Genomic DNA, 11,732 nt, shown 5'->3' with positions numbered 1-11,732 from the left:
GTACAGCAGTGCGGATGTTCCGAGACCACCTCCAACGACTATCGTTGTCGTTGTCGTAATCGACGATCGGACTAGGATCAGGACAACGACAACGAACAGCCTCGGGATTTCTGAAGTGCTGCACTAGATCAGCGCCCGCAGCGCGGCCTGCAGCACCGGCATCAGGGCGTCGCGATCGAGATCCGGGTGACTGACCGCGCGCGCCGCGAGTCCCTCGAAGAGGGCCGTGAGGACCTCCGTCACCGCAGCCTCGGGTTCGCCGTCGCCGCCGCGTCCCTGGCGTGCCTGGCGGATCAGCCCCTGGAACCGGGCGCGCCGCACGGCATCGGCCTCGCGCACGAGGGCCGCGATGTGCGGGTTGCGGGCCGCCTCGGCGAGGATCTCCAACTCCAGCGCGGCATTGTTCGGATCGGTCTTCTCGTTCAGGCCCAGGTCGACCCGTTCGATCATCGCCTGAAAGATGTCCTCGGCGCTCTCGAACTGGCGGGCGATCTCCATCGAGCGCTCCAGGCGCTGCTCGATGAGGGCCGCGATGATCGCCTCCTTGTTCTCGAAGAAGTGGTAGATGTGCCCTGGGCTCATCCCGGCGGCCTTCGACAGGCGGGCGACGCTCGCGCCGTGGAAGCCCTCCCGGGCAAAGCAGGCGGCCGCCGCCTCCAGGATCTGCTGGCGGCGGGCCTGGCAAAGCGGCGATGGGGTCTGCGCGGGCGGCGGCATGGTGGTCTCCTCGTTTTGGGCGGTCGTCGATGGGGCCTCTCCCGCATCGGTGAGCGGCTGGCCCGCTGCGACCGCGGCTCGGTCTCGGCTTGACGTTCGGATCGGCGCGGTCTAGATTGAACGTTCATTCTAGATCGCCTTCCGCGATCATGACCAGTCCGAGGTAGCTGATGAACGCCGACATCCTGCGGCGCGCCCTGTGGGCCGTGCCGCTGCTCGCCGTCGCCCTGACCCTGAGCGGCTGCGGCGAATCCGATGCGCCGACCGCCGGTGCCGGTGCCGCCGGTCCTCCGCCCGAGGTCGGCGTCGTGACGGTCGAGGCGAACCCGGCCGTCTTGACCACCGAGTTGCCCGGGCGGACGAGCCCCTACCGCATCGCCGAGGTGCGGCCCCAGGTCGGCGGCATCATCCAGGAGAGGCCCTTCGAGGAGGGCGGGCAGATCCAGGCCGGGCAGGTCCTCTACCAGATCGACCCGGCGCCCTACGAGGCGGCCCACGACAGCGCCGAGGCGGCCCTGGAGCGGGCCCGCGCGACGCTGGAGCGCGCCCGTTTGAAGGCCGAGCGCTACGCCAATCTGGTCAAGACCAAGGCCATCAGCCAGGACGATTTCGATGATGCCGAGGCGGCCTTCAAGGAGGCCAAGGCAAGCGTTGCCGTCGCCGAGGCCGACCTCGAGACGGCCCGCATCAACCTGGAATACACGCGGGTGACCTCCCCGATCGACGGGCGCATCGGTCGCTCGATGATGACCCAGGGGGCGCTGGTGAGCGCCTACCAGGAGCTTGCGCTCGCGACCGTGCAGCAGCTCGATCCCATCTATGTGGACCTGACCCAGTCGAGCGCCCAGTTGCTCAGGCTGCGCCGGGCGCTGGAGGACGGGCGCCTGGAGCGCGCCGGTGGCGGGCAGCCCAAGGTGAGCCTGATTCTCGAGGACGGGTCGACCTACGAGCACACCGGCCGACTGGAATTCTCCGAGGTGACCGTCGACGCGCGCACCGGCGCCGTGACGATGCGCGCCCGCTTCCCGAACCCGGATTCCGTGCTGCTGCCCGGCATGTTCGTGCGCGCGGTCGTCGAGGAGGGGTTGCGGCCCAACGCCATCCTGGTCCCGCAGCAGGGGGTGCAGCACGATCGCCGCGGCAATCCGGTCGGCCTCGTCGTGACCGAGGACGGGACCGTCGCGCAGCGCACCCTCGTAGCCGACCGGGCGGTGGGCAACCAATGGCTGATCGACCGCGGGCTCGAGCCAGGCGATCGGCTGATCGTCGAGGGCTCGCAGAGGGTCCGCGACGGCGCCAAGGCCCAGGTGGTCGATCTCAGCGACGAGCCGGCCTTCGCCTCGGCACCGTCTGGCCCAGGGGCCACCCAGCCCGCGGTGAACTAGACCGATCGCCGCCCCGGCTCCGAGCGGCGTGTTGCCACCCGCGCTCGCGTCGCCGTTGCCCGCCCCACCTTCGCAGAGGATCGCCATCCATGGCCCGCTTCTTCATCGATCGCCCCGTCTTCGCGTGGGTCATCGCCATCTCGATCATGCTGGCCGGCGCCCTGTCGATCCTGACGCTGCCGGTCGCCCAGTATCCGAGCATCGCCCCGCCGGCGATCGCCATCTCGGCGACCTACCCGGGCGCCTCGGCCAAGACCCTCGAGGGCTCGGTCACCCAGGTCATCGAGCAGCAGATGAACGGCCTCGACGGCCTGCGCTACATGTCGGCAACGAGCGAGTCGAACGGGACGGCGACCATCACGCTGACCTTCGACAACGGCGTCGACCCGGACATCGCCCAGATGCAGGTGCAGAACAAGCTGCAACTGGCCAACGCGATGCTGCCGCCCGAGGTCCAGCAGCAGGGCATCCGCGTCGCCAAGTCGGCGCGCAATTTCCTGATGGTCGTCGCCTTCGTCTCGCGCGACGGCCGCATGGGCAGCGGCGACCTGGCCGACTATGCGGCGAGCCTGGTGAAGGACCCGATCAGCCGCGTCCAGGGCGTCGGCGAGGTCATTTCCTTCGACTCGCAGTACGCGATGCGCATCTGGCTCGACCCGGACCGGCTCAACCAGTACGGCCTGACGCCGGCCGATGTCGCGAGCGCGCTCCGGGCCGAGAACGCCCAGGTCTCGGCCGGTCAGCTGGGCGCCGCGCCGGCCGTGCCGGGGCAGCAGATCGCCGCGACGGTCAATGTCCAGGAGCGGCTCAGCACCCCCGAGGAGTTCGGCGCCGTGCGCCTGCGCACCCAGGCCGACGGCGCGACCGTCTACCTGCGCGATGTCGCGCGCATCGAGCTCGGCAGCGAGAACTACTCGAAGCAGGCCCGCTACAACGGCCAGCCGGCCGCCGGCATGGCCATCCGCCTGGCGACCGGCGCGAACGCGCTTGAGACGGCCGACGCCGTGAAGGCCAAGGTCGCGGAGCTGGCGCAGTTCTTCCCGCCGGGCATGGAGGCCGTCTACCCCTACGACACCACGCCCTTCGTGCGCATCTCGATCCACGAGGTGGTCGTGACCCTGTTCGAGGCCGTGGTCCTCGTCTTCCTCGTGATGCTGCTGTTCCTGCAGAACCTCCGTGCGACCCTGATCCCGACCATCGCGGTGCCCGTGGTCCTGCTCGGGACCTTCGGCGTGCTCGCCGCGTTCGGCTTCAGCATCAACACGCTGACGCTCTTCGCGATGGTGCTCGCGATCGGGCTCCTGGTCGACGACGCCATCGTCGTCGTCGAGAACGTCGAGCGGGTCATGCGTGAGGAGGGGCTGTCGCCGAAGGAGGCGACGCGCCGCTCGATGGATCAGATCACAGGCGCCCTGGTCGGCATCGCGCTGGTCCTCTCGGCGGTCTTCGTGCCGATGGCCTTCTTCGGTGGCTCGACCGGGGTCATCTACCGGCAGTTCTCGATCACGATCGTCTCGGCCATGCTGCTGTCGGTCGTGGTCGCCCTGACCCTGAGCCCGGCCCTCGCGGCGACCCTGCTCAAGCCGGTCGACCATGCCGCCCACCAGCGCGGCCTCTTCGGCTGGTTCAACCGGACCTTCGAGCGCAGCGTGCGCCTGTACGGCCAGGGCGTGCTCGGCATCCTCGAGCGGCGCGCGCTCTTCGTCGGCGTCTACCTGGTGCTGGTCTCGGGGATGTGGGTCCTGCACGAGCGGATGGCGACGTCCTTCCTGCCCGAAGAGGACCAGGGCATCCTGATCCTCCAGGTCGTCCTGCCCTCGGGCGCGAGCCGCGAGCGTACGATCGATGTCCTGGAGCAGGTCGAGCACTACTTCCTCGAGCAAGAGGCCGAGACCGTGGAGCGGCTCATCACGGTCGCCGGCTTCAGCTTCGCCGGCCAGGGCCAGAACATGGCCATCGGCTTCGTGCGGCTGAAGGACTGGGATGAGCGCACCGCGCCCGAGCAGCAGCTTGGCGCGCTGACCCAACGAGCCAACCGCGCCCTCTCCCAGATCCGCGACGCGCGCATCTTCGCCTTCGCCCCGCCGGCCGTCGTCGAGCTCGGCACCGCCTCGGGCTGGGATGTGCAGTTGCAGGACAACGCCAATGTCGGCCACGAGGCCCTGATGGCCGCGCGCGGCCAGCTCCTCGGCCTGGCGGCCCAGCATCCCGATCTCGCGAAGGTCCGCCCGAACGGGCTGGAGGACGAGCCCCAGTACCAGGTCGAGGTCGACCGCACCAAGGCCGGCGCCCTCGGCCTGTCGCTCGCCGAGATCAACAGCGCCGTGTCGGTCGCCTGGGGCAGCGCCTATGTCGACGACTTCATCCACGAGGGGCGCGTCAAGCGCGTCTACATGCAGGCCGATGCGCCCTTCCGCATGCAGCCGCAGGACCTCGATGACTGGTATGTGCGCAACGCCGACGGCCAGATGGTGCCCTTCTCGGCCTTCGCCACGGCCAGCTGGACCTATGGCTCGCCGCGCCTGGAGCGCTACAACGGCGTGCCCTCGGCCGAGATCATCGGCGAGGCGGCGCCCGGCGTGAGCTCCGGCGAGGCGATGGCGGTCGTCGAGGAGCTCGCGACCCAGCTGCCGCCGGGGGTCGGCCTCAGCTGGACGGGGCTCTCTTTTGAGGAGCGCGCCGCCGGCGCCCAGGCCCCGGCGCTCTACGCGCTCTCCGCGCTGGTCGTCTTCCTCGCGCTGGCGGCCCTCTACGAGAGCTGGTCGGTGCCCTTCTCGGTGATGCTCGTGGTGCCCCTCGGCGTGCTCGGCGCGGTCGTCGCTGCGACCGGCCGCGGGCTGCCGAGCGACATCTACTTCCAGGTCGGCCTGCTCGCGACCATCGGTCTGTCGGCGAAGAACGCGATCCTGATCGTCGAGTTCGCGAAGACCCTCCAGGAGCAGGGCCGGGATGCGGTCGCCGCCGCGCTGGAGGCGGCGCGGATGCGCATCCGCCCGATCGTCATGACCTCGCTGGCCTTCGGCTTCGGCGTCCTGCCGCTCGCGCTGAGCACGGGCGCCGGCGCCGGCGGGCGCAACGCGATCGGTACCGGGGTGCTCGGCGGCGTCGTCGCCGCCACCCTGCTCGGGGTCTTCTTCGTGCCGCTCTTCTTCGTCCTGATCCGCGGCCGGATGGTGCTGGGATCTAACCGCAGAGACGCAGAGGCACGGAGATTACACAAAGAAGACGCGAAGCATTGCTTGCCAGACGATGCCAACACATGATGGACCTCTGCGTTTCCTCGGCGCCTCGGCGTCCCCGTGGTTGAAGGACGCGTCGTTCGTCATCGAGAATCAGCCATCTCGAACGAGGGGATCGCCATGCAACCCGACTTCTGGCATGCACGTTGGCAGCGCGGTGAGACGGGCTGGCACGAGGGGCAGATCAACGTCCACCTCCAGGAGCTCTGGCCCGGTCTCGGCCTCGACCCGGCGACGCGGGTCTTCGTCCCCTTGTGCGGCAAGAGCCGCGACCTCCTCTGGCTCGCCGGCCGCGGCCACCGGGTGATCGGCGTCGAGATCGCCGAGGTCGGCGTGCAGGCCTTCTTCGACGAGAACGGCCTGCGCCCGACCGTCACCGACGAGCCGCCGTTTCGCCGCTACGCCGTCGATGAGGTGACGCTCCTGTGCGGCGACTTCTTCGACCTGCGCCCCGAGCATCTGGCCGGCGTCGGGGCCTTCTACGACCGCGCCTCGCTCATCGCGCTGCCGCCGGCGCTACGCGAACGCTACGCCGCCCATCTGAAGACCCTACTGCCGGCGGCCATCGGTCTGCTGATCACCTTCGACTACGACCAGGCAGAGATGGCCGGTCCGCCCTTCTCGGTACAGCCTGGCGAGGTCGCCCGGCTCCTCGGTGACCGCTTCGCCCTCACCGCGCTGGCCGACCTCGACCTGATCGACGAGTCCCCCAAATTCCGCCAGCGCGGCCTGACCGCGATGCGCGAGCAGGTCTGGCGGCTCGACCCGCGCGGCTGATCGCGTACCGAGACGAGTGTTCGGCGGTGCGCGGCACTCGGAAACGGCGCGAATCCGCTATGCTGGATATCGGAAACGGGGCGGGGTAGGGTATCGATGTACTCGGGTAGCTGCGGTGGGCCGCGAGATGACGGGCAAGCCGAGCTGCCGGGGCGGGACGGCGTCGACCTAACAGCGCATCGTCCGTCGCCGATGCCGAACCGCTTTTGCTGAACAGGTCCCACCAAGTAACTCGATCGTTTCAAGGTAGGTGACGCGTGAATTCGACAAGACTCTTGGCCGTTGTCTCGATCTTGTTGGGGGTGGCGGCGATCGTCCTCCCCTATCTGGTCGGGACCGTCGCGGTGATGGCGCTCGGCGGCCTGATGCTGGCCGGCGGGATCGTCGCCTTGCTCTTCGTCAACGATGTACGCCGCCAGGGGATCCCGGTGAGCGTCTTCGGCCCGTGGGCGCAGATCGTCGTCGGTGGGGTCGTCCTCGTCTGGCCGGAGCTCGCGCTGTGGCTCGTCGCCGTGCTCTTGGGCGGCGGTCTGATCCTGACCGGCATCACCGGTTTGACGGCGCTGCGCGACTCGGGCCTCGTCAACCCGCCGCTGTTACGCAAGCTCGGGCTCTGGGCGAGTATCGTGCTCGGCGTCCTGCTGATCATGACCGGGGCCTTCGGCTCCGCCGTGCTGCTGAGCCTGGTGCTCGGCATCGCGTTGATCAATTTGGGCCTTCATCAGTGGCGCGAGGCGGATTTCTTCGGCTGATCGGATTGGCGGCAACGACACGGCCACGGGACGATTGAAGAACAACCCGTACATCTTCTGGGAACCACGAAACACGCGAAACACGCGAAACACGCGAAAAGGCGGAATGTACGCAGGAGTGTTCGCTGTATTTTCGCGATTCTCGTGTATTTCGTAGCTTCTTGTCGTCCGCGCGCTTGTGTCGGTCGTTTCTGAACCGCTCCTAAGGGACGTCTGCGGTTAGCCTAGGGCAACACTGCGGAATTCCCGAGACCGCGCGTCGCTGCCTGCAATCCCGGCGTGGCGCGTGGTAGGAGCCCGCTTGCGGGCGATCTTTGCAGGCGCGAGCGCGTCGTAGTCGCCCGCAAGCGGGCTCCTACGGTGCTCGCATCATAGGGCGACATGAAAGCGGCCTCGGTATTTCTGGAGCGAGGCACTAGGCCGTCGGGCGGCGCGAGACGCAGACCACGGGCATGGCGCCCCGCCCGAGCGGGGGGAGCGGCATGGCCCCATCGCCCCGTCTCGATTCACAGTTGAAACGGCACCTGCGAGCCGCGACCTGCGGTGCATGGACAGCCCGCCATCGAGCCATGCCGTGCGAGATGCCCCGCTCTCATCGCTGAGTCTGATCGTGCCGACTCGGCGGCTCGATGAGTCGCTCGCGTGCCGCGTGCAGCGCACCGCCGAGAGGCTCGGTGCCGGCGAGATCCTGTTCGTCGAACCAGCGGATGCCAACTCGCCCGCGTCGGTCCCAGGGCTCCCTTCCAACGCGCGGTTGTTGCGGGCCAGGCGCGGTCGCGGCACCCAGTGCAACCGCGGCGGCTACGAGGCCAGCGGCGCGTGGCTGATGTTCCTGCACGATGACACCCAGCTGCCGAGCGACGCGCCGGCGCTGCTCGCCCGGGCGATGGCGGATCCCGCCCTCGGCATGGCCTGTTTTCGGCTTCGCTTCGACCGCGACCACTGGCTGCTGCGTCTCTACGCCTTCGCATCGCGGTTCGAGTCGCTGTTGACGACGTTCGGCGACCAGGCGATGGTCATCCGGCGCTCGGTGTTTCACGAGATCGGCGGCTTCCCCGACTGGCCCTTGTTCGAGGACGTCGAGCTCGCTCGGCGGCTGCGCCGTCGCAGCCGAATTCGCAAGCTGCCGGCGTCGGTCACGACATCGGCGCGCCGCTACGAGGCCAACGGCCTGCTACGCCAGCAACTCGCCAATGGCTGGCTGCTGACACGGTTTCTGCTCGGCGCGTCGCCGCACCGCCTCGCCGAGATCTACGAGCGGCAGGCAGGCGCGACGGCCGCGGAGCCGCCGAGATGACGATGGATGCGTGGGCGACCCTGATCGCCCTCGTGCTCCTGTTCGGGCTGGAGGGCCTCTGGCCCTTCTATCGCGACCGCGCGCAGCGGTTCCGCCATGGCTGGCGCAACCTCCAGTTGGCCCTGGTCAGCGGGGTCGTCGCCGCGGCCAGCGCGCCGCTGCTCTTCGCCGCGAGCGAACTCGCCGCCGAGCGCGGCTGGGGCCTCTTGCATCAGCTCGGCCTGGGGCCGTTGGCGGCGCTGCTCGTCGCCTTCGTCCTCTTCGACCTCTGGATGTATCTCTGGCACCGGGCCAATCACCGGATCCTGTTCCTCTGGCGCTTCCACCGCGTCCATCACACGGACCCGGAGATGGACTGCACGACCGCGCTGCGCTTCCACCCGATCGAGATGCTCCTCTCGGGTGGCGCCAACGTCGTCGTCATCGTCGCACTCGGCATGGCGGTCCCCGCACTGATCGTCTACAAGACGGTGATGGTCGTGGCGATCCTGTTCCATCACAGCAACCTCGCGATCCCCGAGTCGATCGACCGGCGGCTGCGGGCCGTCGTCGTCTCCCCGGCCGTTCACCGCGTCCACCACTCCGAGGTCCGGTCCGAGACCGATTCGAACTACGGCACCGTCTTCTCGTTCTGGGACCGGCTCTTCGGCTCGCTGCGCCTGCGCGACGATGTCCGGGCGATCCGCTTCGGCATCGGGCGATACCGAGCGCCCGACTGGCAGCGCCTGGCGCCGCTCCTGGCGCTGCCGTTCCGCCGCGAGGTCGCCCCATGACGCGCGGCCCCACGCTGATCTTCGTCTACAACGCCGACGGCGGCCTGTTCGATCGGCTCAGCGATGCCGCGCACAAGATCCTCTCGCCGGCGACCTATCAGTGCGACCTCTGCCGCATCACGCACGGCTGGTTCAACGAGCGCAGCGCCTGGAGCGCCTTCATCCGTGCGCTCGATGCCGACTGCCAGTTTCTGCACCGCGACGGCTATCGGCGACGCTTCCCGGACCTGGCGGTTCGCCCGCCCGTCGTGCTGAGGCTCGTCGATGGTCGGCCGGAGGTCTGCGTCGCGGCCGAAGACCTGGCGCGCTGCAACGACCTGGATGCCTTGATGCGGCTCATCGAGGGCCGTTGTCTCCCCGCCGATCCGCGATAGGAGGTTCGCCATCATGCTCGCCACCTTGCCACGCCTCCTCCCATCCGACTTCCCGGCGATTCGCCGCGGCCAGGTCAAGACGCTCCAGGTCAACCTGGGTTACCGCTGCAATCTCGCGTGCCGACACTGTCATGTCGCGGCGAGTCCGAAACGGACCGAAGAGATGGACGGCGCGACCGTCGACCGCGTCATCGAGCTGCTGGGGCGGGCCGGGGTCGAGACGCTCGATCTCACCGGCGGTGCCCCCGAGCTCAACCCGCACTTCCGCCGTCTCGTCGAGGCGGCCCGCGCGCGGCAGGTGCACACGATCGATCGTTGCAACCTGACGATCCTCGAGGAGCCGGGGCAGTCGGATCTGGCCGACTTCCTGGCCGAGCAGCGCGTCGAGATCCTCGCGTCGCTGCCCTGCTACCTGGAGGAGAATGTCGATGCGCAACGGGGCCAGGGTGTCTTCGAGGCCAGCATCGCGGGTCTGCGACGACTCAATCGGCTCGGCTACGGCGACCCGGACGGCGCGCTCGTCTTGAACCTGATCTACAACCCGCAGGGTGCGCAGCTGCCGCCGCCGCAAGCGGAGCTGGAAAGGGACTACAGACAGGTCCTCGCCGAGCGCTACGGCCTGCGCTTCAATCACCTCTTCACGATCACGAACATGCCGATCCAACGCTTCGGCAGCCAGCTGATCAGCACCGGGCAGTTCGACGGCTACATGCAACTGCTCAGGTCCGCGCATTGCGGCGAGAACCTCGCGCGGGTCATGTGCCGCGAGCTGATCAGCATCGACTGGCGCGGCGTCCTCTACGACTGCGACTTCAATCAGATGCTCGGGCTGCCGATGGTCGAAGGTGCCGAGGCACGGCCGCTGCGCATCGACGATGTCGACCTCGACCGTCTCCGCGGACGCGCGATCCGGGTCGCCGATCACTGCTACGGCTGCACGGCCGGGCAGGGGTCGAGCTGCGGCGGCGCCCTGGCCGGATAGCCGGAGCCGAAGACCCGGATGCCCCGAGCCGAGCGAGGACCCGACCCCGATGCGACGACCCGCGTCCTCGTCTTCGCCCGCGCCCCGGTGCCGGGGCAGGTCAAGACGCGTCTGATCCCGGCGCTCGGCGCCGAGGGTGCGGCGCGTCTGCACCAACGCCTGACCGAGACGCTATTGGATCGGCTCGCCGCGAGCGATCGGATCGCGGTCGATCTCTGGGCGGCACCGGATGCGAGCCATCCATTCTTCGCCCAGGCGGCACGGCGCTGGCCTGTGACCGTGCACGAACAGCGGGGGGACGACCTCGGCGAGCGTCTGGCGCTGGCGGCCGCCGCGGCGCTCGGGCGGGCGAGGGCCGTCCTGCTGGTCGGTGCAGACTGTCCCGAGATGTCGCTCGACTATCTCGCCGAGGCCGAGCGCCGCCTGGAGCGCCAAGACGCCGTCATCGGCCCGGCCGAGGATGGCGGCTACGTGTTGCTCGGGCTGCGGCGATTCGCGCCCTCGCTGTTCGCGCAGATCCCCTGGGGGGGCGAGACGGTCGCCGCCCTGACGATGGCGCGTCTCGATGAGCTCGGTTGGTGTTGGTCGGCGCTGCCGCCGCTGCGCGACATCGATCGGCCGGAGGATTTGGTGCAGATCCCGCCGGCCTTGTGGGCGGCAGGATGAACGGCCGCCAATCGCTCGTCCAACACGGCGGGCCATATGTCTACGGATCCAGCGCGGGATCTCGCGAAACGGTCGCAGCCCGCGCGCGCCTGAAGTTCCGAAAATGGCCTAAGATTGCCCGCAGAGACGTGGCTTTCACCCCTCAAGGATCGATGCCGATGCCCTTGATCACGCCGTTCGCCCCTGCTCGCCGCCACCCGCCGTTGCCGCGCGCACCGACCGCGACAATACAAGCCCCTCCGCCTAGAAAGTGCCCGCGCCGACCACCATGCCGTGCCGGGAGCGGATTAGTCCAACAACCCTATATCTGGTCTGCACGTGGGAGACCCCGGTAGCAGGCAGCGTCGGCGTCGCGCGCAGACCAGATAAAGGCTTATTCGTTGGGCGCACAATAAGCATTACTCCAAGAGAGCGAGGAGAAACAGAATTGACCGCTGAAATTGCTGTTATCAATAAATCCGCCATCGCCCTGGCTGCCGACAGCGCCGTTACTATCAGCACTCCTAGGGGAGTCAAAATATACAACACTGTCAACAAGCTCTTTTCGCTATCCAAGACAGAACCCGTTGCGGCAATGATTTACGGCGGAGCTTCGTTACTGAGCATCCCTTGGGAACCATTGATTAAGTCGTACCGCGCCGAACTAGTGCCTGGACGGAAAGTCGTTTTCAATCGCAAGAACAATGCCTTATAATCGAATCGGGCACCGGAAGTCGAGCGGCCGGAAGCCGTCTGGGCCCACGGCGCCGCCGCTAACTGCCTGATTGTTC

Annotated in this window: 11 protein-coding genes; 10 read left to right on the top strand and 1 reads right to left on the bottom strand. The window is 68.3% G+C overall.

The annotated features are described in order from the left end of the window. Positions 1–123: 123 nt before the first annotated feature. A complete protein-coding gene (locus CKO41_RS16715; protein ID WP_200383117.1) occupies positions 124–717 on the bottom strand; it encodes a TetR/AcrR family transcriptional regulator in 594 nt (197 codons plus the stop codon). A 170-nt stretch (positions 718–887) separates the two neighbouring features. On the opposite strand from CKO41_RS16715, the gene CKO41_RS16710 reads away from it, so the two are divergent. From CKO41_RS16710 to CKO41_RS16665, 10 genes are all read left to right on the top strand, one after another. Continuing rightward, positions 888–2,102, top strand: coding sequence for an efflux RND transporter periplasmic adaptor subunit (locus CKO41_RS16710; protein ID WP_200383116.1), 1,215 nt, complete (start codon positions 888–890; stop codon positions 2,100–2,102). 89 nt (positions 2,103–2,191) lie between these two features. Next, complete coding sequence (locus tag CKO41_RS16705) at positions 2,192–5,365, top strand: efflux RND transporter permease subunit (protein WP_200383115.1); 3,174 nt, start codon at positions 2,192–2,194, stop codon at positions 5,363–5,365. 96 nt (positions 5,366–5,461) lie between these two features. Next, a complete protein-coding gene (locus CKO41_RS16700) occupies positions 5,462–6,118 on the top strand; it encodes a thiopurine S-methyltransferase (protein WP_200383114.1) in 657 nt (218 codons plus the stop codon). Positions 6,119–6,375: 257 nt separating this feature from the next. Beyond that, positions 6,376–6,870, top strand: coding sequence for a DUF308 domain-containing protein (locus CKO41_RS16695; RefSeq protein ID WP_200250851.1), 495 nt, complete (start codon positions 6,376–6,378; stop codon positions 6,868–6,870). A 574-nt stretch (positions 6,871–7,444) separates the two neighbouring features. Beyond that, complete coding sequence (locus CKO41_RS16690; protein ID WP_338115609.1) at positions 7,445–8,167, top strand: TIGR04283 family arsenosugar biosynthesis glycosyltransferase; 723 nt, start codon at positions 7,445–7,447, stop codon at positions 8,165–8,167. Then, positions 8,164–8,940 (top strand): sterol desaturase family protein, encoded by a 777-nt coding sequence (locus CKO41_RS16685; protein ID WP_200383112.1) that lies wholly within the window; start codon positions 8,164–8,166, stop codon positions 8,938–8,940. The genes CKO41_RS16690 and CKO41_RS16685 overlap by 4 nt, the downstream gene beginning before the upstream one ends. Continuing rightward, a complete protein-coding gene (locus tag CKO41_RS16680) occupies positions 8,937–9,314 on the top strand; it encodes a hypothetical protein (RefSeq protein WP_200383111.1) in 378 nt (125 codons plus the stop codon). The genes CKO41_RS16685 and CKO41_RS16680 overlap by 4 nt, the downstream gene beginning before the upstream one ends. A 13-nt stretch (positions 9,315–9,327) precedes the next feature. Beyond that, positions 9,328–10,296 (top strand): arsenosugar biosynthesis radical SAM (seleno)protein ArsS, encoded by a 969-nt coding sequence (gene arsS, locus CKO41_RS16675; RefSeq protein WP_200383110.1) that lies wholly within the window; start codon positions 9,328–9,330, stop codon positions 10,294–10,296. A gap of 18 nt (positions 10,297–10,314) precedes the next feature. After that, entirely contained in the window at positions 10,315–10,962 is a 648-nt protein-coding gene (locus tag CKO41_RS16670; RefSeq protein ID WP_200383109.1) for a TIGR04282 family arsenosugar biosynthesis glycosyltransferase, read from the top strand. A gap of 427 nt (positions 10,963–11,389) precedes the next feature. After that, entirely contained in the window at positions 11,390–11,656 is a 267-nt protein-coding gene (locus CKO41_RS16665; protein WP_200383108.1) for a hypothetical protein, read from the top strand. The last annotated feature ends 76 nt before the right edge of the window (positions 11,657–11,732 follow it).

Source organism: Thiococcus pfennigii, from assembly GCF_016583835.1.
Taxonomy (GTDB): domain Bacteria; phylum Pseudomonadota; class Gammaproteobacteria; order Chromatiales; family Chromatiaceae; genus Thiococcus; species Thiococcus pfennigii.
This window is presented reverse-complemented; position numbering and strand designations above follow the sequence as displayed.